We start from the raw sequence: 23,159 nt of genomic DNA on the forward strand, positions 1-23,159 counted from the left end.
ATATGAAAAAAATTATGCATGCATAATACTTATTTATCAAAAAACACCTCGAAAGACTACGTATTTCATAAAAAAGGCGCCAATTACGGCACCCTTTAATAGTAAATTATGAATTTGGAAAGTTACTCTACGGTAACCGATTTTGCCAAGTTTCTGGGTTGGTCCACATTACATCCCCGCATTACCGCAATATGATAGGAGAGCAATTGTAATGGTATGGTAGTCAACAACGGAGAAAGACTTTCAGACGTCTCTGGAATCTCAATAACGTGGTCCGCCAATTGCTTCACACTTTTGTCCCCCTCGGTAACAATGGCAATAATTCTTCCCTTTCTTGACTTGATTTCCTGAATGTTACTGACCACCTTTTCGTAATGGCCTTTTTTGGTGGCAATGACCACTACGGGCATTTGCTCATCAATGAGGGCAATAGGTCCGTGTTTCATTTCGGCCGCCGGGTATCCTTCTGCATGGATATAACTGATTTCCTTTAGCTTTAATGCGCCTTCCAAGGCCACTGGAAAATTATAGCCTCTTCCCAAGTACAAACAATTGGCCGAGTCTTTATAAATTTCCGAAATCTCCTTTACCAAAGCATTGGATTTCAGGGTTTTCTCTACCTTGGCAGGAATGGATTCCAACTCCGTAAGGTACTCATGGAACTTGGATTGCGAGAATGTTCCTTTTTCTTGGGCCAATCTCATGGCCAATAGGGTCAAAACCGTAATTTGGGTGGTAAATGCCTTTGTTGAGGCCACCCCGATTTCCGGTCCAGCATGGGTGTAGGCCCCTGCATGGGTTTCCCTTGCAATGGATGAACCTACAACATTACAGACTCCAAAGACAAAAGCTCCTTTTTCCTTGGCCAATTTAATCGCGGCCAACGTATCAGCCGTTTCCCCGGATTGGGAAATGGCGATCAATACGTCCTTGTCAGTGATTACAGGGTTTCTATACCTAAACTCCGAAGCGTATTCTACCTCAACAGGAATACGGGCCATATCCTCAAAAATATACTCGGCCACCAGACCGGCATGCCACGAAGTTCCACAGGCCACTATAATGATTCTATTGGCATTGAGGAATTTTTCCAGGTTTTGGTCAATTCCTGCCATCTTTATAATACCCTTATCCGCCAATAATCTACCTCTATAGGTATCCATAATGGCTCTAGGCTGTTCATAAATTTCCTTAAGCATGAAATGCTCGTACCCACCTTTTTCAATTTCTTCAAGATTCAATTGAAGTTCAAGGATATTGGGGTAGGCAATGGCATCGTCTTTGATCTTCCGCATCTTGATTTCCTTTCCGATACGGACAATTGCCATTTCTTCATCCTCCAAATACACTGCGTTATTGGTGAACTCTATAAATGGAGAGGCATCAGATGCAATGAAGTATTCATTTTCCCCAATTCCGATTGCCAAGGGGCTTCCCAGTTTGGCCACAACGATTTCATCGGGTTTGGTTCGATCAAATACGGCAATGGCATAAGCCCCAACCACTTGGTTCAAAGCTATCTGCACTGCTTTTCCAAGCTTTACCCCTTCTTTCTTCTTAACCTCCTCTATTAGGTTTACCAACACTTCGGTATCAGTATCCGACGAAAAAGTGTAACCCCTTTTGGTAAGTGCTGTCTTTATGGATTCGTAGTTTTCAATGATTCCGTTATGGATAATCACCAAATCACCGGAATTTGAACAATGGGGATGGGAGTTTACATCGTTTGGAACACCATGGGTGGCCCACCTTGTATGGCCCAATCCCAATTTTCCTTTTGTTGGAATGGTAGCTTCCGTTCTGTTCTTAAGGTCTTCAACCTTTCCCTTAGTTTTGGAAAGACTTAGGTTTTCACCGTCGAAAAGCACTACACCGGCACTATCGTACCCTCTATATTCAAGTCTTTGCAGACCTTTTATCAATACAGGATAGGCATCTCTATGGCCTATATATCCAACTATTCCACACATAAGATTCTTTTTGGGTTAATGATCATTTTGGGTTTAGGCCCATAAAATTATAATCTATTGCCCAAAAATAGACAAAACGACATCGGCAAACCGATGAACGACCTAAAATAGGCCACAAGAAGTTGTTTTTAATTGGCCTTGGTGTAGAAAATCTCCAATTTTAACCTTTTATCGCTTTCAGAACCTGACACATTGCTTCCATAAAGCACTGTTCCCAAGGGGCTTATACTCGCCCTGATAGGAACATCCAATGCCTGACCGCCTTCTCCTATTCCCTCTTGTAATCCAGTGAAGAATATATTTGAGGTTGTGGTCAAGGCCAAAACGGCATTGGTGGAATCCCTGACGATAATATCATTTAAATGTTCGGTTATCCTAACTGTATACTGCACTCCCTTGCTGTTCTCCTTTTTGAGGATTCCGTCGTAATTAAGGAACAATCCCAATGGAGCACTGTTGGCATCCACTACATTAATGGCGTTCCTCTCCGTATTGGGGTCCAATATGGGCTGTTTGGTCTCTGCATTATACAAGTACAATCTTGGTGGTTCCACTGCATCGTCTCCCAATGTTTCTCTATCTACATAAAAGACCAGATTGGCTTCGTTGATAATCCAATTATTTGCCTTGATTTCGTTAATGACACTCGCCCCACCATTTACAACATCATCAAAAAGTCGTATTTCGGTAAGGGTCTTTGCCCCTTTCACATAGATCCGTGAAGCATTTTCACCATTGTCAAGTGCCCCAGCGATTTCCGGCGTAAGTTCCTCATCCTGAAAAACATTGACCGCATTGCCCAATGTTATTCCATTGCTGCTCAGCAATAAACCCAGCACAAAATCCCTTTCCGCAGGAACCACTTCTTCCGCTTCACTGTCATAATCCTGATATTCGTAGGTTATGGTAATATTGGCTTCGGTAAGATCCAAGAGGAACATGAGTTCATCCATTCCCGTACCCGTAATATATATGCCCCTTAAAAAGTCATTGAAGTTGGATTGGCTCAAAAGTTCGGACTGTCCTTCTTTATCCAATATGTTCTCTTGGAAAAAGGTCGGATTGAGGGGCACACGTATGCCCGGAGGGCGTCGCGAGGCGACCACGGTTTCGGACTCATCCACATCCTCAGTATCCGGATCATCTTCGGCAAAAATGAGCACCTCCTTATTATCAATGGTTATGGTCTTGTTATCTGCCATGGTCAGTTCTTCCCCTATAAAACTGGAAAAATCCTGATTGGAAAAATACTCCTGGGCCTCTTGAAAACCGGTATTGGGATCCAAATCCCTTAAAAAATAATTGGATCGGTATACCGAAATCTCAAAACTTGCGTCCCTGTCCCCATAAATACTATCCAAATCAAAAGTCCTGCTGAAGACATTGGGTATAAAATCATCTGCCGTTCCATCTTCATCGGCATTAAATGGATCCGACCCAATATTAGTTTCTTCAATATCACTGACACCATCCCCATCCCAATCGGATGTTGGGTCATAAATATCTTCTTCGGTCCTTTCCAACGAATTGTCCACTCCATCCCCATCAGTATCCTTAGTAGTCGAAGGAGGTGTCTGGAACGGGATGTTCAGATATACCTCTTTTACGGTTTCTTCCTCGGGAACAGTGGAAGCACTGCTGTCAGAATCTGCAGTATCTTCCGTTGCTTGGGACGAATCCCCAAAAACTGGATCACCCACCCTGTTGGGCAAAGATAGCTGCGAAAGAATGCTGGCATTTCTTTTTCCATATACGGGATCATTAAAGGTTCCCAATTGGTACAGGGGCAACCTGTTGGTCTGCACCGCTGTGATACTTTTATTGAAAGCAAAAACCTCATAGGTCCTCCTGCCCGTTGTAAAGGGCTCCCCACCAACAACACCTTCACCTATGGTGTCCAGTTCGTCTTCACAAGAAGCAATCAGCAGAAACAAAGTTCCAACCCAAGCTGAAACTTTTACGATCTTGGAAAATCTCATGCAATTTATTTTAAAACTTCTGTTTTATAGAAATTTGTGTATGCTTCCTCCGCTTCCTGAAGCGAAACGTAGGGCAATACGGGTTTGGAAAGATTGGCAATGTGGTCTTTTATCTCCTCAGACACCTCTTCCGCGGCTAAAATAATGGCATCGGAATGATCTACGGCAACCTTTAACAAATTATTATAGTCGGGTTTGGCCAGGGCAGAAACGGTTTCTTTGTCTATCCCATCAAAGGCAACTTTGTTGATCATTTCGCTGTCCAACTCCCCTTCAAATCCTTTGTTATAAATGGAGGTTATTATTTTACTGTCCGCAAATAAAGGTTCATCTGCGTAATACTCCCTGAGGTACAATGGAACCATGGAAGCCATCCAACCGTGCACGTGGATAATATCCGGGCTCCAGTTTAATTTTTTAACGGTTTCCACAACGCCCTTGGCAAAAAAGATGGCCCGCTCATCGTTGTCCGGGAACAAATTTCCATCCGCGTCCGTGAAAGTCGCCTTTCTTTTAAAGTATTCTTCGTTGTCGATAAAATATACCTGTATCCGCTCCCTTGGAATGGATGCCACTTTAATAATCAAGGGCATATCCATATCATTGATCACCAGATTCATCCCAGATAAGCGTATCACCTCATGCAATTGATGCCTTCTCTCGTTGATGTTTCCATATCTCGGCATAAAAATGCGTATTTGCCCGCCATTGCTGTTGACCATGCGGGGCGCTTCGTACGACATTGAGGAAACTGGATTCTCTGGGAGGTAAGGAACTAATTCAGAAGATACGAACAATATCTTTTTGCCATTCATAAACACTTTCTTTTGTTTATCCGAAAAACGTAGCTGCAAAAGTACAAAAATTATGCTGATTACCAGTATTTATAGTATTTTTGCACGCTTTTGATCCTTGTGATGCACCTATTTGACCGCAAAAAAGAACTGATTTCCTTTCTACAGGAAGAACGCGACAAAAACCACACCATTGGTTTGGTGCCCACCATGGGCGCCCTACACCAAGGCCATATTTCCTTGGTAAAAAAGGCACTTTTGGAGAACGATTTGGTGGTAGTGAGCATCTTTGTAAATCCAACCCAATTTGACAAAAAAGACGATCTTGACAAGTATCCCAGAAATCTTGACCAGGATATAAACATCTTAAAGGATGTTTCGGAAAAGATCATTGTATTTGTTCCTTCGGTTGATGAAATCTATGGCTCCAATATAGCATCCAAGCACTATGAGTTTGATGGTTTGGACAAGGTCATGGAAGGTGAATTCAGGGAAGGTCATTTTAATGGTGTGGGCACCATTGTGGAAACCTTTTTAAGAACGGTTTCCCCGGACAAGGCTTATTTTGGGGAAAAGGATTTTCAGCAATTGCAGATCATTCGCAAAATGGTGGAATTGAGAAAATTGCCCTTTCAGATCATTGGCTGTCCCATAGAGCGTGAACCCCACGGTCTGGCCATGAGCTCCCGTAATGAACGCCTGTCAAAACCGACTAGAAAAGAAGCCAGTTTCATTTATGAAACCCTCCAAACTGCCAAATCCAAATTTGGCACGGAAAGTGCATCAAGTATTGCGGGCTGGGTAAAGGATGAGTTTGAAAAAAATCCCCTGTTTGAGCTGGAGTATTTTCAAATAGCGGACGAAGACACCCTGACACCCATCCTAAAAAAACAGGAAAACAAAAAATATAGGGCGTTCATTGCCGTTTATGCCGATGATGTTCGCCTAATAGATAATCTAAGATTGAATTGATACATTTGCACCATGCAAGTACAAGTTGTAAAGTCTAAAATTCACAGGGTAAAAGTAACCGGGGCCGATCTCAATTATATTGGCAGCATCACCATTGATGAAGATCTTATGGATGCCGCAAATATCATCCGAGGTGAAAAAGTCCAGATTGTGAACAACAATAATGGCGAGCGATTGGAAACCTATGCCATCCCCGGACCAAGAAACTCAGGGGAACTGACCCTAAACGGCGCCGCGGCCAGAAAAGTGGCGGTAGGTGACGTGTTGATTTTGATCACCTATGCATGGATGGATATTGAGGAAGCAAAATCCTTCAATCCAGCATTGGTCTTCCCCAATGAAGCCACCAATCTACTGAACTAGTTTTGGGCACCTCCCTGAAAAAATTCCTTAAGATTTTTATTCCCATTGCCTTTGGGCTTTTTTTGGTTTGGTATTCCTACAATTCCACTTCACCGGAGGAGCGCAAGCAAATCATTCATTATATCTCCAATGCCAACCCTTTTTGGGTTTTCGTTTCGGTTCTCATTGGAATTCTCAGTCATATCTCAAGGGCTATTCGATGGAAGTATTTACTGCAACCCATGGGGTACAACCCAAAGTTCATCAATAGTGTTTTGATCGTACTCATTTCTTACTTTGCCAACTTGGGAATTCCCAGATCAGGGGAGTTCTTAAGGGCCACTGCACTCACCACCTACGAGAAAGTCCCTTTTGAAAAAGGATTTGGTACCATTGTCACCGAAAGAGTTGTGGATTTGATAATGTTGCTGGCCATTATTATGATCACCTTGGTGCTTCAGACCGATTTTATCTTGGGCTTTTTGGAAGAAAAGGGGGTCAATATTATTGGCGCCGCAGGAATTTTATTGGTGGGAATCGTAGGGTTGTTTTTGGGAACCTACATCATCCGAAAATCCAACTCGCCTTTTGCCCTTAAATTGAAAGGTTTTCTGACCGGCCTGCAAGATGGGGTGCTCAGTGTTTTTAAAATGAAGAACAAGTGGCCGTTCATTTTTCACACCCTTTTTATTTGGGCAGCTTATTTTGGTATGTTTTGGGTCATAAAACACACCGTTGAAGAGACCATGTCCCTAAGCTTGGGACAATTGTTGGTGGCTTTTGTGGGTGGCGCCTTTGCCATGTCCACAACCAATGGCGGAATAGGGCTGTATCCTATTGCCGTAAGTGCAGCCTTGGGTATTTATGGAATCAGCTCCGTATCTGGCGATGCCTTTGGGTGGATCATGTGGATTGCACAGACCCTCATGGTGGTGGTTTTTGGTACAATATCCTTTATTGTATTACCGTTATTGAATAGGAATCGGTAAACCCCAGCCACCAAATTCGTTTTTCATGAAAAACCGTCTACTATTTGTGTTGATAGGCCTCGTTTGCCTGAACCTTGGCGCTCAGGTAAAACACGAGATTTTCGAATCCTTCAAACTACAGGAAAGAAGAAATGTCTCCTATTATTTTCCCGAAGATTATACCGAGGAAAAAAAGTATCCCTTGATAGTGGTATTGGATGCCGAATATCTGTTTGATTTGGTAGTGGCCAATATAAAGTTCCAAAGCCGATTGGGACGCATGCCACAGGCCATTGTGGTAGGCATCGGTCAAGGGGAAAATGATATCCGCTGGGAAGACTGTGACTATGATGAAGTCTCAGGTCTACCATCGGAAAAAGGAAAGATGTTTTACGAATTTTTGGGTACCGAAATCATTCCTTATTTGGCGACCACGTACAAAATTGCTCCCTTTAAAATGTTCATTGGCTACGATATCACTGCCAATTTTGGGAATTATTTTCTTTTCAAGGATCGTTCCCTTTTCAATTCCTACATAAGCATATCGCCCGTATTGGCCACCGAAATGGAAAACCGGGTCCCGGAACGGTTATCTGCCTTGGACCAAGTGATTTTTTATAATGTCATTGTGGAAAAAGAAGCTTCGGACGATCGGCAGCGTATTCTGCAAATGAACCACAGCATCAATTCCATAACCAAGGAGTCCCTGCACTATTTCTTTGATGAATATGACAATGCCGACCATGTTTCCATCATTCCGTATGGCATTGGGAAAGCATTTGACAATGTCTTCAAAATATTCCGCCCCATTAGTCCCAAGGAATACAAGACAGAAATACTTACTTCCACAGATCCTGTCTTTAAATATCTTGAGGACAGATATACCATGATCGAGCAATTGTTCGGTTTTGAAAAACCGGTGGAACTCAATGACATTATGGCCATCTATGCCGCCTGTAGAAAAAAAGAGGATATCGAATCCTTGAAACCCTTGGCCGAACTTTGCAAAAAGCAATATCCGGAAACCATGATGGGATTCTACTTTGAGGGTGAATATTACGAAGAGCTCGGTGAACCCAAAAAAGCCTTCAAAACCTTCGAAAAGGCGTTCCAAATGGAGGAAATCGACTTTTTGACCAAGGATATGGCCCTCGAAAAAATCGATGCCCTCAAGGCCGACTTCGGGTATTAGATTTGTAGATTGTTGGAATTATGGATTGATGGACGCCATCCATCCAAAAATCCAGTTGTCCAAAAATCCATAATTCCAACAATCCAATAAACCCATCCATCTAAATCCCTATCTTTAGGCCCCTCATTTAGTTGGAATGGCCAAGACCAAAACCGCTTTTTTTTGCCAAAACTGTGGCACCCAATATGCAAAATGGGTGGGACAGTGTTCTGCCTGTAAGGAATGGAACACCATTGTGGAAGAGGTGGTCCAAAAAGTGGACAAAAGAAGTTGGAAGGCCAGCAGTGTTTCGGACAAAAAAGCCAACAAACCGCTTCGTGTTTCTGAAATCACACATGAAAGTGAACTTCGCTTGGATACCAAAGACCAAGAGTTCAACCGGGTGTTGGGCGGAGGTCTTGTCCCTGGCTCCTTGACCTTGTTGGGGGGTGAGCCCGGTATTGGAAAAAGCACGCTTTTACTCCAGATTGCCTTGAAATTGCCCTTTAAAACCCTATATGTTTCCGGGGAGGAAAGTCAACGGCAGATCAAAATGCGGGCAGACCGTATCCAACCCAACAGCGAAAACTGCTACATACTGACCGAAACCAAGACCCAGAATATTTTTCAGCAAATTGCTTCGTTGGAACCGGATTTAGTGGTCATCGATTCCATTCAGACCCTACATACCGATTATATAGAATCTGCCGCCGGAAGTATCTCCCAAATTCGTGAATGTGCGGCGGAGTTGATCAAATTTGCCAAGGAAAGCCATACCCCTGTCATTTTGGTGGGACACATCACCAAAGATGGCACCATTGCAGGTCCTAAAATCTTGGAGCATATGGTGGACACGGTCCTACAGTTTGAAGGAGATCGAAATTACGTGTACCGCATCCTACGTTCCTTGAAAAACCGTTTTGGTTCCACCGCGGAGCTGGGCATTTATGAAATGCAGGGCAGTGGTTTGCGTGAAGTGAACAACCCATCGGAAGTGCTCATTTCCAAAAATGACGAAGACCTTAGCGGAACGGCCATTGCTGCCACCGTGGAGGGTATGCGACCCCTACTCATAGAAATCCAAGCCTTGGTAAGCACCGCGGTCTATGGAACACCTCAACGCTCCGCCACCGGATTCAACGCTAAACGTTTGAACATGCTCTTGGCCGTATTGGAAAAACGGGCCGGATTTAAACTGGCCGCCAAAGATGTCTTTCTGAACATCACCGGAGGGATTTCTGTGGATGATCCCGCCATTGACTTGGCCGTTTTGGCCGCAATTTTATCCAGTAATGCCGATATTCCCATTGAAAAAGGCATCTGTTTTGCAGCGGAGGTAGGCCTGGCCGGCGAAATTAGACCGGTACAGCGGGTGGACCAGCGAATTTTGGAGGCCGAAAAATTAGGTTTCTCAACCATTTTTGTCTCCAAGAGTAATAAGATTGGGCTAAAAAATACCTCGATCCAAATACATAAAGTATCCAAGATCGAGGATATTGTCTCTTCTTTGTTTGGGTAAGCTTATGGCGCCGGATTGGGGATGGAATTGTGAACTTCATCAATCCCTTTCAACACCTCATCTGAAAGATTTAATTCAATACTTTCAATATTTTCCTTGAGTTGTTCCATAGTGGTGGCTCCAATGATATTGCTCGTTACAAAAGGTCTTGAATTCACAAACGCCAAAGCCATTTGGGCCATATTCAAATTGTGTTCCTTGGCCAACTCGGCATATTTTTTGGTTGCCTCAACCGCAGCAGGACTACTATATCGGTCGTATTGGGGGAAAAGGGTCACCCTTGCCTTTCTGGGTGGCACATCTCCTAAATATTTGCCACTCAACACACCAAATGCCATGGGTGAGTAGGCCAAAAGCCCTATCTGTTCCCGCATGGATATCTCGGAAAGTCCAACCTCGAACAATCGGTTTAGCAAACTATACGGGTTCTGGATGGTGAGCATACGGGGTAGACTTTGGTGCACTTTGCTCTCTTCCAAATATCGCATGGTGCCCCAAGGGGTCTCGTTGGAGATACCAACGTGTCTTATCTTTCCTTCTGCCTTCAAATCCCGAAGGGTTTCCAATACCTGATGGATATTGTCCTCCCAACCATCAATGGCATGGGCATTAAAACCACGCTGACCGAAAAAATTGGTGTTCCGTTCCGGCCAATGCAATTGGTACAGATCAATATGATCCGTTTGCAATCGTTTTAAGCTTCCTTCCACGGCTCCTATGATGGAATCTCTGCTAAAACCGGTATCCCTGATTTCTTTCGCTGCATACCCCGGACCGGCAATCTTGGTGGCCAAGACCACCTTATCGCGGTTCCCGGTTTTCTTGAACCAATTTCCAATAAGCTCCTCGGTCACGGCATACAGTTCCTTTTTGGGTGGAACGGGATACATCTCGGCCGTATCAAAAAAATTGACCCCTTGGTCCAGGGCATAATCCATTTGTTCATGGGCTTCGTCCTCATTGTTCTGTCTCCCCCAGGTCATGGTGCCCAAACAAATCTTACTGATACGAATGTCAGTATGTGGAATTCTCGTGTATTTCATCAAACTAAATATTTAAAGGTCTAAGGTACATAATCCGTATTTGTGGCTCTTAAGGGAATTGTTATGTTTCCAACTCCAAAAGAATGGGGCAATGATCGCTGTGCTTGGCATCGGCCAAAATGACCGAACGCTTCAGCCGGTCTTCCAAAGATTCGTTCACCATACCATAATCCAAGCGCCAGCCTTTGTTATTGGCCCTTGCGTTGGCACGGTAGCTCCACCATGTATAATTGTCCGGTTCCTTATTGAAATGCCGGAAACTGTCTATAAAACCACTCTTGATAAAGTTCCCGATCCATTCGCGCTCCACGGGCAAAAACCCGGAAACGTTCTTGTTGCGAACCGGATCATGGATGTCGATGGCCTCATGACAGATATTATAATCCCCGCAAACAATCAGGTTGGGACGTTCCTTTCGAAGCTCGTCCGCATACTTTTGAAAATCGGCCATATACATCAACTTGTGGTCCAAGCGGTCCAAGTTGGTCCCGGAGGGCAGGTACATGCTCATGATGGAAACATCGCCATAATCCGCCCTAAGGTTACGGCCCTCATGATCCATATAATCGATTCCCGTTCCGTACTCCACATGGTCCGGCTCTTTCTTGCAAAGCAAGGCCACCCCACTATACCCTTTCTTTTGGGCACTGAACCAATAGTGGTGAGGGTATCCGGCTTCCTCCAAGAGCGATGTCTCCACCTGCTCTTCCATGGCCTTGGTCTCCTGCAGGCACACCACATCTGGGTTTACGGCCTTGAGCCAGTCCACAAAGCCCTTGTTCATGGCCGCCCTGATACCGTTTACGTTGTACGAAACTATCTTCATCTTTAAATTTTCCTTAAAAATAGCCATTGTGATTGGCTCCTTAAAATTGAATTTATCAATATCCCCATTGAAGAAAAGAATTGTACCATAATAGGCTTCTTATCCGTAATTTCACCCTAAAACTTTTGGGTATGACGGCCTTGCTCTTGATCGATATACAAACCGGACTTCAGGAAATTGAATTTTACGGCACCGAGCGCAACAATCCCGAGGCAGAAAGCAATGCCCAAAAAATTCTGGATGCCTTCCGAAGGAAAAATTGGCCCATTTTCCATGTACAGCATTGTTCCACAAACCCGGATTCTCCCTTGCACCCTTCCAAAAAGGGGCATGCCCTCCATCCCTTGGTGACGCCCATGGAAGGGGAGCCTGTCATCCAAAAAAATGTGAACAGCGCTTTTATCGGCACCAATCTGGAATCCAGCCTCAAGGCCCAGAACATTTTAGATTTGGTCATTGTAGGGCTTACCACGGAGCATTGCGTGTCCACTTCGGTACGGATGGCCGCCAATCTGGGCTTCAATGTCACTTTGATTTCCGATGCCACTGCTGCCTTTGACAAAATTGGGGCGGACGGAAAACGGTATTCCGCCGAAACCATTCACCAGACCAACTTGGCCGTCCTTAAGGACGAGTTTGCCGAAGTAGTAAGCACAGCCACTTTATTGAAAAACCTACCGGATTAGTTCTTATTTTTAAGGCTGAACCCTTTTTTTATTGCCTTATGTTACGTTCCGGATTTCTTTTGTTATTGTGTCTTGTTTTGAACGCTGTTCCCATCTTCGCCCAAGAAAAACCAGTGCGAATCGGGGTGGCCGGACTCTCCCATGCCCACGTGCATTGGATCTTGGGTCGTGAAGATCTGGGCGATATTGAACTGGTGGGCATCGCCGAACCCAACCGGGAACTGGCCCAACGTTATGCCAAGCAACATGGCTTTTCCATGGATTTGGTGTACAATTCGCTGGAGGAAATGATCGCGGCCACCCAACCTGAAGCCGTTACTGCCTTCGGGTCTATTTTTGAACATCTGAGCGTGGTAGAGACCTGTGCGCCCAAGGGCATCCATGTGATGGTGGAAAAACCCCTTGCCGTAAGCTTGGACCACGCCCAAAAAATGAAGGCATTGGCCGAAAAGCACAACATCCACCTGCTTACCAATTACGAGACCACGTGGTACCCTACCAATCATAAGGCCAAGGAATTGTTGGATGAAGGGAAAATCGGTGACCTCCGAAAAGTGATCGTGCGCGATGGCCACAAAGGGCCCGTAAAAATAGGGGTCAACAAAGAGTTTTTGGATTGGTTACAAGATCCTGTCCTTAACGGTGGGGGCGCCATTACGGATTTTGGTTGTTATGGGGCCAACCTCATGACCTGGCTCAAAAAAGGGGCAAGGCCCAATACCGTGACGGCCGTGACCCAACAGTTTCAGCCGGGGAACAACCCCAAGGTAGACGATGATGCCACCATTATCCTTACCTATGACGATTGCCAGGCCATTTTGGAACCTTCGTGGAACTGGCCCATTGGGCGAAAGGACATGGAGCTCTACGGCCTTACCGGGGCCATTTATGCCGATAACCGAAACGACCTTCGCATACGTATGGCCGAGGGGTACGATGGCTACCAAGAAGAAAAAATGAGCTTGGAGGAGCGCCCAGCGCCCAACAACGATCCTTTTTCCGTGCTAGCTGCCGTGGTAAGGGGCAAAATGAGCCTACAGCCCTCCGACCTTACGGCATTGGAGAACAATATGGTGGTCATGGAAATCTTGGATGCCGCCCGCCAAAGTGCCAAAAAGGGCAAGACGGTGGTGTTGAAAAAGTAGCTTGGTTGGGGTCACCGCATCATCCGCTCCATGCCCTTTAAGGCAGTGACCACGTTCTGTATCTCCATTTGTTCAAAGGAATCCTTTTCCAGATAAAACAACATTTCCACGGCCAGGTCCAGGTAGTGGGCCAAGATCGCTGGGCTGCCGTAGGTGTCGGTGATCCATGCGTTGAGTTGGGCCATTTGTATTGGGTTCATGCCGACAAGATATTTACCAATTTTTAAATATATTACTACGAATTAGTAGCTTTTGACATAACCCTTGATGATTTTTTAGTGAGGGTTTTGATTGAACACAAGAACCGTCACCCTGAACTTGTTTCAGGGTCTCATAAACATGGTCAAAAATAATGGGATGTAAAAAAAGGGGTATTCTGGCAGTGTCTACATTTCGACTGCGCTCAATGTGACATAGAAAACCCGTCAGTTCAAGTTTTTCCGAAGGAAAAGTATCGAGAACCAATTTTTTAACCTTCACTATTCCGTATCTTAGTCAAACTAGAATATTCTGTATGCCCAAGTTGGTCGTGATCCTATTGTCCTTGCTTGTCCTGTCCTGTGCCGAAAAGGCCCCGAAAGAGGTCAGTTCCGTGGACCCCATAAACTGGAGTGCCCGTACCGTGACCCTTTCTGCCAGTGATTCTTTGGTGAACGGGAGCAGTTATCTTTCGGTCTACTCTCAGGTCTATAGCGAAACCGAGCACCGCACACACAACCTCACGGCGACCATAAGCATGCGCAATACCAACCTCAAGGATTCCATTTACATCCGCAAGGCGGAATATTTTGATACCCACGGCAACGCCATACGCACCTATTTTGATGCCCCCATTTACATAAAACCCATGGAAACGGTGGAAATCGTCATAGACGAAAAGGACCCGGCCGGGGGAACAGGGGCCAATTTCCTGTTTGATTGGAGCATAAAACCCACCTCACACGAACCCTATTTTGAAGGGGTCATGATATCCACGTCAGGGCAGCAAGGGCTGTCATTTACCACCAAGGGTATCCGGGTGGAGTAATCCTACCCAAATAATTTTCCTTTAAAAGCCTTTATAGAGATTGTATCATGCCATTCCCATAAAGAGTGGATTTTTTTTTGTGTCGTGAACTCAAACAGTGTATTCATAAACTGAAACAGGGCATCCATCAATTGAAGCACTATAACATTGGAAGATGTTTGGATATTGAATTTTGTTATATCCAAACACGACCGTTATGAAAGCGATACTCAAAGTAACATTTTTCATGGTTCTTGCTCTAGGAACCGTACAATCCATTGAAGCACAATTGCTCAATAAACTAAAAAAAAGGCTGAAAAAAAGGTTGAAAAGGCCGTTGACAGTAAACCGGACACCCAAACAGACATTCCTAATAAAAGTACACGTACTATGCCACAAAAAAGTAAAAACCAAGACCCAACAACAAATAAAGATGGTTGTAAAGCCGTAGCTTCCTACGTAAAAAGCATTGATCAAAAAATACAGAAAGTAGAGGAGGCCCTTAATGATAAGGCCACCCTTAAACCTGACAGATTAAGATACACCCTTAAACTTGCCAAAGATGAAAGGGACAAAATCGCCGAATCTTATCCAGAATGTGACATGAGTGACATTAACACCCGTATAGTAAATGCTGAAAAATATATTAGCGAGTTCGTAGGTTCACTCAGTCCGTTCAAACCTGGAAGCTATCAAACTTCCTCATCTTATTTTACAGAAGTAACCTTAGATAATTTTGACTCCAATGGCCTAGCCAATACTATGGACATCAGTTTTAAGACACTTAAAGGAAAGATATATAAAGGTTTCATCAGCTATCCAAGCTCCACCTCCCCTACGCCAGAAAAAATAGAAGGAAAAATCAATGACGTAAATGGCCTGAAGTTAACTGCCTATAAGCAAGAGGACAACATTATTATTGAATTTTATTACAGTGGGGATTTTGCAGGTGTAATATTTATTGGCAACAAGGATAAAAATACGTTAAGGAAAGAAGTACTGGATTTTGAAATCCCAGGTTCTGAAAGCAATGGCATGTACTTGGGCGAGGTGCAGCAAAAAGAGGCGGGACGGATTGTACTTTCAAAAACCGACAACCTTGTTCATGATAACAAAGGACCGTTTGACTTAAACGAATTCACCATAGGCGACAAGTTATATTCCCGGACCTTTTACAAACAAATAAAACCTCCCGTAGAAATTTTACAAGTTGAGGGATATTGGGCCAAAAAAAACAATCATGATGTCAGGGTCGTAAACGAGTTCTATTTGGATGGCCAATTGGTGGCCACATATGAAGAGGGTCCTTTCTACGATGAACAGAAAAAGCAGGTAAATAGTTGGACCTCGGTGAGGAAACCTATTTTTCTCCTTACTGATGATAGCATGGAGGAAAAATTCATGGAGTATGTATTAAAAAACAACCTGCCTTCAAAAAAATATGAATTTGAGCTTAAAAAGTATGTACACTCGGCAGATTCCAATTACGATGAAGATGACAAAGTTTTTGTGGCTACTACAGGCCCGATCACATTCAACATCACGGACGATGGATTGAGCAAACTTTGCGCCACAGATTTTGGACCACCTAAAGGAGCCATAAACAATGACAGTGAAACAAAAACGCTGTTAACCGTTTTAAGAAAGTATGCCAAAGCACAAGGTTGGCCAGAAACCTTTACCAATACGGTGAGCCACAAAACTTCATGGACCAAAGTATACGATGTTTTCAACAGGTATACCCACTCCAAATGTTCAGCAATATTTAGAACGGAATATCCTCTGGAAGATGGCCGAAAATCCTATGGCGTCATTTCAGCCATGTTTTATAAATATCCAAACGGCTCCATAGAGGTTTTTGGAATGTCAGGTCAGCATTATATTCCAAGAACTTGCAGATAAATAATAAATTTGGGCAGCTATAAATAGCTACCTAAATTTTTTGCAACCAATACCTCATATCCACTTCCTTGGAGATGATGTCCTTGACCTCGGAAAGCTTTACACGTTTTTGCTCCATGGTGTCCCTATGACGAATGGTCACGGTATCGTCTTCCAGAGTTTGGTGATCCACAGTAACACAGAACGGTGTCCCCGCAGCATCCTGACGACGGTAACGGCGCCCTACAGCGTCTTTTTCATCATAATCCACATTGAAGTCCCATTTTAGCTCATCAACTAGGTTTTGGGCCACCTCGGGTAGACCATCCCTTTTGAGCAATGGCAAAACCGCCACTTTGTTGGGGGCCAATACTGCTGGAATCTTCAATACGGTCCGGGTAGATCCATTTTCAAGCTCTTCCTCTTGCAATGAGTTGGAGAAAACTGCCAAGAACATACGGTCCAGACCTATTGAGGTTTCCAACACATAGGGCACATAGCTCTTGTTTTCCTCCGGGTCGAAATATTGTAGTTTTTTGCCTGAATATTTTTCGTGGTTCGCCAAGTCAAAGTCGGTTCGGGAGTGGATTCCCTCCAACTCCTTGAACCCGAATGGGAACTTGAATTCGATATCGGCGGCCGCATCGGCGTAGTGGGCCAACTTTTCATGGTCGTGGAAACGGTAATTGTCAGCGCCCATTCCCAAGGAAAGGTGCCATTTCATACGTTTTTCCTTCCAAGCTTCGTACCATTCCTTTTGGGTACCTGGTTTGATGAAATACTGCATTTCCATCTGTTCAAATTCCCTCATACGGAAGATAAACTGACGGGCTACAATCTCATTACGGAAAGCCTTACCGGTTTGGGCAATCCCAAACGGAATCTTCATCCTTCCTGTTTTCTGAACATTCAAAAAGTTGACAAAAATACCCTGTGCGGTTTCAGGTCTCAAATAAAGGTCCATGGCACTCTCGGCGGAAGCTCCCAACTTGGTGCCGAACATCAAGTTGAACTGTTTTACATCGGTCCAATTTTTTGAACCCGAAAGCGGACAAACGATCTCCAACTCCTCAATAAGAGCCTTGACATCGGCCAGATCTTCGTTTTCAAGGGATTTCCCCATTCGTTTTAGGATTTCATCGGCCTTGGCCTGATAGTCCACTACACGTTGGTTGGTGGACAGGAACTGCTCCTTGTCAAAACTATCCCCAAAACGTTTGGCGGCCTTGGCGACCTCCTTCTCTATCTTGGCTTCTATTTTGGCCACATGATCTTCGATCAAAACATCGGCCCTATATCGTTTCTTGGAATCCTTGTTGTCGATCAACGGATCGTTGAAGGCATCCACGTGGCCAGAGGCCTTCCATGTGGTGGGGTGCATAAAGATGGCGGCATCTATGCCCACAATGTTCTCATTGAGCTGCACCATGGCCTTCCACCAATATTCACGAATATTCTTCTTTAGCTCAGCACCGTTCTGACCGTAATCGTAAACTGCGCTAAGTCCATCATAAATCTCACTGGATTGGAACACATACCCGTATTCCTTTGCATGGGAGATAACCTTCTTAAAAATGTCTTCCTGATTTGCCATTGGGCAAAAATAGAATTTTACCCAAAAAGAAGTATGCTATTTTAGCTGAAATTCGGTGGAGGCAAGCAATCTTTCGTCCTCAAAAACATTTAGGGTATAAATTCCCTCGGTCAAGGAACCTTCGGGGACGGTAATGGCATCACAAATACTGATTTCCTTTCCTGTATAAACAATCTCCACTTTTTTGCTGTAGATGTTTCCGCTGACGGATATGGTATTGGCATTGTCCTCGACAACGGCCATGTTGGGGTCCAAAAATTGTAGGTAGAGCACCTTAACATCACCACGTTCGCCTGCATTGCTCAGAATGGTAACACATCCTCTCAATTTTTCAATGGTGGAGGCCTTATTGGTCTTTATGGGCCTTCCAGCCCGTAATCGGAATCCACTTCCCTCGGCATCCTGCAATTTCAGGTAGCTTTTAATGCGCAATTCCCGGGTAAGTTCCCGATTGGTTTCCCTAAGCAAGGATTCGGTCTGCTCCATGGAATTGGCCTTTCCCCTTAAATCTTCGAGTTGCTTACGGGTCTCCTCGTACTTGCTGGCCAACAGGCTATTGTTGTACCGCAGAAAGTTGTTCTTCAATTTAAGACTGTCAAAACGCACCTCCAATTTGCGAAGTTCCTTTCGGGTTTCCTTGAGTTTGGTAATGCTGAAATTGAGCCTTCCCACAGAATCCAAGAGCTGTTGCACCCTAAACCTTGACGTCTGCAGTTCAATATCGTTCACTTCATTAAGCCCAGAAAGACGATCCACCTCGGCCTTCATGAGGGTAAGATCTTTTACCAAAAGTGATTTTTCCTGCTCCAAGAACGACATCTGGTTCCTAGATTGGGCATAACTATAGTAGAAAGCAATGAGAATCCCCACAATGACCGCAACCAGCGCGGCAAATATGATCTTGTAGTTGAAATGATTATCTTGGGGGCTCATGGGTTGACAGACTACTTACTCTAACGCGTATAAGATTTGATACCAAAAAGGTTGGCTAAGATAATAAACGAGATTAACAACATCCTATTGCCACAGGTATGTTTTGGATGTAATGCCCAATTATTCAGAGGAGAAAGCATTTTGTGTGCCGTTTGTCGACATGAGATGCCACTCACCGATCATAACTTCTTGGATGAAAACACCGTAGATCGTATATTTTATGGACGAATTGCCATAAAAAAAGCAGCTTCCTTTGTTTTTTTCACCAAAAATGGGATTGTAAAAAATTTGCTGCATTCGTTAAAATACAAAAATCAAGAACAAATTGGCGGCTTTTTTGGGGATTGGTATGGTGCCCATTTGAAAAAAGAAATGGGTCTTGGAAAAATTGATGTTGTTATCCCAGTACCGTTGCATCCAAAAAAATTGAAAAAGAGAGGGTATAACCAAGTAGCCCTTTTTGCACAAAAAATTGCCGAGGCCATTGGTGCGGAATACCGGGACGACCTACTCCTAAAGACCTTAAATACCAAAACCCAGACAAAAAAGGATAGACTGCTGCGCTGGGAAAATTCAAAAGAAGCTTTTGTGGTAAATCCTATGGCAAAAGTGCATTTTGGGCATGTGCTGCTGGTGGACGATGTCATCACCACCGGGGCTACCATAGAATCTTGCGCCAAAGCCCTTCTGCGGCTCAAGCCCAAGGATATCTCAGTCCTGAGCATGGCTGTGGTTCCCTAGGGTTAAATTTTATTAATGCGTACCTTCAATTTTTAAATTAGTTGTTTCTTTGCCCCACATGGATTTTGGCATGGCGTACGTAAAAAAATTGTTGGGTTTTCTTTTTTTCGCCCTGATGGGCCTTGCCTTGTGGCAATGCGCCAGAAGAGGTTCTCCTTCAGGTGGACCTGAGGATGTTACCCCACCAAAGCTTGTACGTACGGAACCGGATAACTTCAGCATCAATTTTGAGGCCCAAAAAATCCGACTCTATTTTGATGAGCTCATAAAACTCCAGGACGTTCAGAACCAACTGGTGGTTTCCCCTCCCTTGAAGTATCCCCCGGAAATAACGCCACAAGGCGGACCCAGAAAATATATCGAGATCCTTATCAAAGACACCTTGCGTGAAAATACCACCTACACCCTCAATTTCGGGCAGAGTATAGTTGATAACAATGAGGGCAACCCCAACAGCTTTCTTACCTATGTTTTCTCCACTGGGACGTATATAGACTCTTTGACTTTATCTGGTGCGGTAAAAGATGCTTTCAACAAAAAGGCCGATCAGTTCATCAGTGTAATGCTGTATGAAATTGATACTGCTTATACCGATTCCACCATTTATAAAAATCCCCCCAATTATATTGCCAGTACGGGAGACAGCCTTCCCCTATTTGAGCTTAAAAATTTGAGGGCCGGGAAATATGCTCTCTTTGCCCTAAAGGATGTGAACAAAAACAATATGTTCAACCAAAAGCAGGACAAAATTGGATTTCTTGAGGACACCATCACCATTCCAACGGATTCCACCTATTTACTGAACCTGTTTTTGGAAGAGCCGGATTATAGTGTTTCCGTTCCCAGCTATACGGCCAAGAACCGGATCATTTTCGGGTATCAAGGCGACCATGAGGACATGCAAATAGAAACCTTGACCCAATTGCCAGATTCGGTGCAAACCAAAATATTGAAAGACCGCGAAAAAGACACCTTGAACTATTGGATCACGCCTACGGATTTGGACTCCATCATTTTCACGGTTACCAATGAAAAATTGGAGCGTATTGACACGTTTACCGTAAAGACCAGAAAACTCCCCTTGGATTCCCTGACCCTGACCTCTGGCATTCAGGGAAAATTCAATTTTGAGGATACTTTTAGCATACTTGCCAATACCCCAATTGCCAATGTGGACACCACAAAAATTGGCTTGGTGGTGAGTGACTCTCTACTGGCTCCCTTTAGTCATGTTTTGGATACGTTGGAAAATAAGGTTGAGTTTGATTTTGAGATAGAGCCTAACCAGAAATACCGATTATCACTACTCCCGGGGGCCATTTCGGATTTCTTTGGTATGCAGAACGACACCCTGGACTACGCTATTTCAACGAGCGGTTATGCCGATTATGGTAACCTAAGAATGACCTTGGGCGGGGCCGTCCAATATCCACTTGTATTGCAATTGACCAATGAGCAGGGAGAGATTCAACGTGAAATCATTGCTCCCGAATCAAAGATTTTTGAGTTTAGCAACCTTGACCCCGGAAATTATGTGGTACGGGTCATTTTTGATGACAATGGCAACGGGAAATGGGACACAGGGAGTTATCTCAAAAAAAGGCAACCCGAACGGATCAGTTATTATCCCGACGTCATTGAAGTGCGGGCCAACTGGGAATTGGAGCAGAATTTCATTATTTCAGAGTAAAGTCGTCCCTATCCTCTAAAAATTTAAGTTTCTCCCTGTTGGATTCTATATGCGCTTTATCCAAGGTGGCATAAATAATCTCTTCTTTTTCTGAATACGCAATAGGATTTCCCAGTGCATCATAAACTGCAGAATGCCCCGAGTATTCATGTCCCAGGTTGTCCTGTCCAATCCTGTTCACCCCTATAGTGTAAGCCATATTTTCTATAGCTCTGGCTTTCAGTAGTGTATCCCAAGCCCCAATCCGGGGTTTGGGCCAATTGGCCACATAAATCAGGACATCATAATTTTCAACATTGCGGGCCCATACCGGAAATCGAAGGTCATAACAGATCAATGGACATATCCTGAATCCCCGAAAATCAATAAATTCTTTTTCATTTCCAGCAGTATAGACCTTATCTTCTCCCGCCAAGGTAAAGGTGTGTCTTTTATCATAGGTTGAAAGACCTCCATCTGGCTGAACAAACCACAACCGATTGAAAAACTTGTCGTCTTCTTGAAATACCATACTGCCCACAACGGCTGCATTCTTCTTTTTGGCCTGACTTTGCATCCACTCCACTGTTCTGATGCCCTCTAATGCATCCAAATTGCTGGGATTCATGGTAAATCCGGAAGTGAACATCTCAGGCAGCACAATGACATCCACATCATTGGAAATGGAATCAATTTTCTCCTCGAACATAGTTCGGTTCTGTTGTGGAGCTTCCCAATGCAGCTGGGATTGAATCAAAGCAATTGTAAGCTGTTGTGACATTGGTTTGTTTTTTAATCGAAATACACTTTGGATTCCATAGACTTTGCGTTTTTAAACAATGCTATTATCTGCTCTTCCAAAATCCGTTCCTCGGAAAGTTCGGGAAGTTGATCCAAAGGAAAAAAGCCAGCATCCAGCATATCAAACCCAGCTTTGAGTTCACCTCCCTTCATCTGGCAGAGAAAAATCAGTTTGTACACATATATGGGTGCCGGAGGATGTGGATGCGTTTGTTTATCATAAACGGCCAATAAGCGTATCGCCTCGACCTCAATCCCGGTTTCCTCCTTAACTTCTTTTACTGCGGTTTCCGAGGGTGTACTGCCAATATCTGCCCAACCTCCGGGAATGGTCCATTTGCCATCAATACTTTCCCGCGCCATCAAGATTTCATCCTTTTCGTTCAGCACAAAAGCACGTACATCCACTTTAGGGGTAGGGTAGTCGTCTTGGGGCAGAAAAAAATCCTTCAGGACTTCCATGGGCACATTGCCCAACTGTGCCATCAATTGCAGGCTTATGACTTTTAATTCTTCATACCGTTCACGATCATAGGGGTCCTGGGCATACACCAATCCCGTTTCTGAAATGGCCTTGATACGTTTAACGAGATTGAGCTGCGCTTTGGAATCCATATAACATCTATGTGTTTTCTTGCAATAGGGTCACCAATGGTTGATTTCCCTGCTCCTTGGCAAGATCTAATGCCGTATTTCCCTTGGCATCCTTCACAGAAATGTCTGCACCATATTCCATAAGCAACCCCGCAATCTCCGGCCTGTTAAAGGTAACGGCATAAATGAGGCAGGTGGCACCCATGGCATTTTTCTGATTGACATTGGCCCCAGCCTCAATCAACTGCTTGGCAATATCCACATATCCTTTAAAACATACCCCCATCAAAGCTGTATTTCCCGAACCGTCCTTGGCATCTACCTGAGCGCCCTTTTCCAAAAGAAATTGGGACAGCTCACCATGGCCATAATAGGTGGCGAGCAATAATGGGGTAGAGCCTCTTTGGTCCTTTACTTCCAACAATTTGGAGTTGGAGGCAAGAAGCTGCGCAACTACTTTGGTATCACCACTTCTGATGTGGTTGAAAAAAGATTCCACTTGATCCATACGTGAATGAAATTTAT

At 44.2% G+C, this 23,159-nt stretch carries 22 protein-coding genes; 11 read left to right on the forward strand and 11 right to left on the reverse strand.

All coding sequences use genetic code 11. From position 1 onward, the window contains the following. Positions 1-122 precede the first annotated feature (122 nt). The 3 genes from glmS to F8C76_RS11075 form a co-directional block, all read right to left on the reverse strand. On the reverse strand, positions 123-1,970 hold the full coding sequence (glmS, locus tag F8C76_RS11065) for a glutamine--fructose-6-phosphate transaminase (isomerizing) (RefSeq protein ID WP_152131773.1): 1,848 nt from the start codon (positions 1,968-1,970) through the stop codon (positions 123-125). Between the two features lie 128 nt (positions 1,971-2,098). Continuing rightward, entirely contained in the window at positions 2,099-3,949 is a 1,851-nt protein-coding gene (locus F8C76_RS11070) for a DUF4270 domain-containing protein (RefSeq protein WP_152131774.1), read from the reverse strand. 5 nt (positions 3,950-3,954) lie between these two features. Then, positions 3,955-4,764, reverse strand: coding sequence for a glycogen/starch synthase (locus F8C76_RS11075; RefSeq protein ID WP_129653660.1), 810 nt, complete (start codon positions 4,762-4,764; stop codon positions 3,955-3,957). A 102-nt stretch (positions 4,765-4,866) separates the two neighbouring features. Here F8C76_RS11075 and panC point away from each other — a divergent pair, with 102 nt between their 5' ends. The 5 genes from panC to radA all read left to right on the forward strand — a co-directional run bounded on the left by panC (position 4,867) and on the right by radA (position 9,715). Then, positions 4,867-5,715, forward strand: a complete 849-nt coding sequence (panC, locus tag F8C76_RS11080; protein ID WP_152131775.1) for a pantoate--beta-alanine ligase — start codon at positions 4,867-4,869, stop codon at positions 5,713-5,715. A 12-nt stretch (positions 5,716-5,727) separates the two neighbouring features. After that, positions 5,728-6,078: an aspartate 1-decarboxylase gene (gene panD, locus F8C76_RS11085; RefSeq protein ID WP_129653662.1), complete on the forward strand. Its 351-nt coding sequence runs from the start codon at positions 5,728-5,730 to the stop codon at positions 6,076-6,078. A gap of 2 nt (positions 6,079-6,080) precedes the next feature. After that, positions 6,081-7,046: a lysylphosphatidylglycerol synthase transmembrane domain-containing protein gene (locus F8C76_RS11090; protein WP_152131776.1), complete on the forward strand. Its 966-nt coding sequence runs from the start codon at positions 6,081-6,083 to the stop codon at positions 7,044-7,046. Positions 7,047-7,071: 25 nt separating this feature from the next. Beyond that, entirely contained in the window at positions 7,072-8,217 is a 1,146-nt protein-coding gene (locus F8C76_RS11095; RefSeq protein WP_152131777.1) for an alpha/beta hydrolase, read from the forward strand. A gap of 136 nt (positions 8,218-8,353) precedes the next feature. After that, positions 8,354-9,715, forward strand: a complete 1,362-nt coding sequence (gene radA, locus F8C76_RS11100) for a DNA repair protein RadA (RefSeq protein WP_152131778.1) — start codon at positions 8,354-8,356, stop codon at positions 9,713-9,715. Between the two features lie 2 nt (positions 9,716-9,717). Here the strand turns inward: radA and F8C76_RS11105 are convergent, their stop codons facing one another. After that, the gene (locus F8C76_RS11105; RefSeq protein WP_152131779.1) at positions 9,718-10,758 is read right to left on the reverse strand and encodes an NADP(H)-dependent aldo-keto reductase; all 1,041 of its coding nucleotides are present in this window, start codon (positions 10,756-10,758) and stop codon (positions 9,718-9,720) included. Positions 10,759-10,819: 61 nt separating this feature from the next. Then, complete coding sequence (locus tag F8C76_RS11110) at positions 10,820-11,584, reverse strand: exodeoxyribonuclease III (protein WP_152131780.1); 765 nt, start codon at positions 11,582-11,584, stop codon at positions 10,820-10,822. A 131-nt stretch (positions 11,585-11,715) separates the two neighbouring features. Between F8C76_RS11110 and F8C76_RS11115 the strand changes: the two genes are divergently transcribed. Together F8C76_RS11115 and F8C76_RS11120 are read left to right on the forward strand one after the other, a co-directional pair. Next, positions 11,716-12,270 carry a cysteine hydrolase family protein gene (locus F8C76_RS11115; protein WP_152131781.1) on the forward strand — a complete coding sequence of 185 codons (555 nt, stop codon included), beginning with the start codon at positions 11,716-11,718 and terminating at the stop codon, positions 12,268-12,270. Between the two features lie 38 nt (positions 12,271-12,308). After that, positions 12,309-13,415 (forward strand): Gfo/Idh/MocA family protein, encoded by a 1,107-nt coding sequence (locus tag F8C76_RS11120; RefSeq protein WP_152131782.1) that lies wholly within the window; start codon positions 12,309-12,311, stop codon positions 13,413-13,415. An 11-nt stretch (positions 13,416-13,426) separates the two neighbouring features. On the opposite strand, the gene F8C76_RS11125 is transcribed toward F8C76_RS11120, so the two are convergent. Then, positions 13,427-13,615: a hypothetical protein gene (locus F8C76_RS11125; protein ID WP_152131783.1), complete on the reverse strand. Its 189-nt coding sequence runs from the start codon at positions 13,613-13,615 to the stop codon at positions 13,427-13,429. A 314-nt stretch (positions 13,616-13,929) separates the two neighbouring features. Here F8C76_RS11125 and F8C76_RS11130 point away from each other — a divergent pair, with 314 nt between their 5' ends. Both F8C76_RS11130 and F8C76_RS11135 read left to right on the forward strand, forming a co-directional pair. After that, positions 13,930-14,442 carry a DUF3124 domain-containing protein gene (locus F8C76_RS11130; protein ID WP_152131784.1) on the forward strand — a complete coding sequence of 171 codons (513 nt, stop codon included), beginning with the start codon at positions 13,930-13,932 and terminating at the stop codon, positions 14,440-14,442. 369 nt (positions 14,443-14,811) lie between these two features. Next, positions 14,812-16,323 carry a hypothetical protein gene (locus tag F8C76_RS11135; protein WP_152131785.1) on the forward strand — a complete coding sequence of 504 codons (1,512 nt, stop codon included), beginning with the start codon at positions 14,812-14,814 and terminating at the stop codon, positions 16,321-16,323. 31 nt (positions 16,324-16,354) lie between these two features. On the opposite strand, the gene F8C76_RS11140 is transcribed toward F8C76_RS11135, so the two are convergent. Beyond that, positions 16,355-17,896 (reverse strand): glycine--tRNA ligase, encoded by a 1,542-nt coding sequence (locus F8C76_RS11140; protein ID WP_152131786.1) that lies wholly within the window; start codon positions 17,894-17,896, stop codon positions 16,355-16,357. 36 nt (positions 17,897-17,932) lie between these two features. Then, on the reverse strand, positions 17,933-18,829 hold the full coding sequence (locus F8C76_RS11145; RefSeq protein WP_129653676.1) for a DUF8428 domain-containing protein: 897 nt from the start codon (positions 18,827-18,829) through the stop codon (positions 17,933-17,935). Between the two features lie 165 nt (positions 18,830-18,994). Here F8C76_RS11145 and F8C76_RS11150 point away from each other — a divergent pair, with 165 nt between their 5' ends. Beyond that, positions 18,995-19,570, forward strand: coding sequence for a ComF family protein (locus tag F8C76_RS11150; RefSeq protein ID WP_249042405.1), 576 nt, complete (start codon positions 18,995-18,997; stop codon positions 19,568-19,570). Between the two features lie 70 nt (positions 19,571-19,640). Further along, on the forward strand, positions 19,641-21,260 hold the full coding sequence (locus F8C76_RS11155; protein ID WP_152131788.1) for an Ig-like domain-containing protein: 1,620 nt from the start codon (positions 19,641-19,643) through the stop codon (positions 21,258-21,260). On the opposite strand, the gene F8C76_RS11160 is transcribed toward F8C76_RS11155, so the two are convergent. Genes F8C76_RS11160 through F8C76_RS11170 form a run of 3 tightly spaced genes read right to left on the reverse strand, consistent with a single transcriptional unit; the run spans position 21,247 to position 23,142 of the window. Next, positions 21,247-22,020, reverse strand: a complete 774-nt coding sequence (locus F8C76_RS11160; RefSeq protein WP_152131789.1) for an amidohydrolase — start codon at positions 22,018-22,020, stop codon at positions 21,247-21,249. The genes F8C76_RS11155 and F8C76_RS11160 overlap by 14 nt on opposite strands. Positions 22,021-22,031: 11 nt before the next feature. Continuing rightward, a complete protein-coding gene (locus tag F8C76_RS11165; protein ID WP_152131790.1) occupies positions 22,032-22,655 on the reverse strand; it encodes an NUDIX hydrolase in 624 nt (207 codons plus the stop codon). Between the two features lie 7 nt (positions 22,656-22,662). Next, positions 22,663-23,142, reverse strand: a complete 480-nt coding sequence (locus tag F8C76_RS11170; RefSeq protein ID WP_152131791.1) for an ankyrin repeat domain-containing protein — start codon at positions 23,140-23,142, stop codon at positions 22,663-22,665. Positions 23,143-23,159 lie beyond the last annotated feature (17 nt).

It is taken from the genome of Flagellimonas olearia (genome assembly GCF_009184425.1).
In the GTDB taxonomy this organism is placed as follows: domain Bacteria; phylum Bacteroidota; class Bacteroidia; order Flavobacteriales; family Flavobacteriaceae; genus Flagellimonas; species Flagellimonas olearia.

Coding starts and splice junctions, on each gene's coding strand:
- panC (WP_152131775.1), top strand. CDS start 4,867: ATGCACCTATTTGACCGCAAAAAAGAACTGATTTCCTTTCTACAGGAA.
- F8C76_RS11145 (WP_129653676.1), bottom strand. CDS start 18,829: ATGAGCCCCCAAGATAATCATTTCAACTACAAGATCATATTTGCCGCG.
- F8C76_RS11130 (WP_152131784.1), top strand. CDS start 13,930: ATGCCCAAGTTGGTCGTGATCCTATTGTCCTTGCTTGTCCTGTCCTGT.
- F8C76_RS11140 (WP_152131786.1), bottom strand. CDS start 17,896: ATGGCAAATCAGGAAGACATTTTTAAGAAGGTTATCTCCCATGCAAAG.
- F8C76_RS11095 (WP_152131777.1), top strand. CDS start 7,072: ATGAAAAACCGTCTACTATTTGTGTTGATAGGCCTCGTTTGCCTGAAC.
- panD (WP_129653662.1), top strand. CDS start 5,728: ATGCAAGTACAAGTTGTAAAGTCTAAAATTCACAGGGTAAAAGTAACC.
- F8C76_RS11115 (WP_152131781.1), top strand. CDS start 11,716: ATGACGGCCTTGCTCTTGATCGATATACAAACCGGACTTCAGGAAATT.
- F8C76_RS11160 (WP_152131789.1), bottom strand. CDS start 22,020: ATGTCACAACAGCTTACAATTGCTTTGATTCAATCCCAGCTGCATTGG.
- F8C76_RS11070 (WP_152131774.1), bottom strand. CDS start 3,949: ATGAGATTTTCCAAGATCGTAAAAGTTTCAGCTTGGGTTGGAACTTTG.
- F8C76_RS11075 (WP_129653660.1), bottom strand. CDS start 4,764: ATGAATGGCAAAAAGATATTGTTCGTATCTTCTGAATTAGTTCCTTAC.
- F8C76_RS11165 (WP_152131790.1), bottom strand. CDS start 22,655: ATGGATTCCAAAGCGCAGCTCAATCTCGTTAAACGTATCAAGGCCATT.
- F8C76_RS11135 (WP_152131785.1), top strand. CDS start 14,812: ATGCCACAAAAAAGTAAAAACCAAGACCCAACAACAAATAAAGATGGT.
- radA (WP_152131778.1), top strand. CDS start 8,354: ATGGCCAAGACCAAAACCGCTTTTTTTTGCCAAAACTGTGGCACCCAA.
- F8C76_RS11105 (WP_152131779.1), bottom strand. CDS start 10,758: ATGAAATACACGAGAATTCCACATACTGACATTCGTATCAGTAAGATT.
- F8C76_RS11110 (WP_152131780.1), bottom strand. CDS start 11,584: ATGAAGATAGTTTCGTACAACGTAAACGGTATCAGGGCGGCCATGAAC.
- F8C76_RS11120 (WP_152131782.1), top strand. CDS start 12,309: ATGTTACGTTCCGGATTTCTTTTGTTATTGTGTCTTGTTTTGAACGCT.
- glmS (WP_152131773.1), bottom strand. CDS start 1,970: ATGTGTGGAATAGTTGGATATATAGGCCATAGAGATGCCTATCCTGTA.
- F8C76_RS11155 (WP_152131788.1), top strand. CDS start 19,641: ATGGCGTACGTAAAAAAATTGTTGGGTTTTCTTTTTTTCGCCCTGATG.
- F8C76_RS11170 (WP_152131791.1), bottom strand. CDS start 23,142: ATGGATCAAGTGGAATCTTTTTTCAACCACATCAGAAGTGGTGATACC.
- F8C76_RS11125 (WP_152131783.1), bottom strand. CDS start 13,615: ATGAACCCAATACAAATGGCCCAACTCAACGCATGGATCACCGACACC.
- F8C76_RS11150 (WP_249042405.1), top strand. CDS start 18,995: ATGCCACTCACCGATCATAACTTCTTGGATGAAAACACCGTAGATCGT.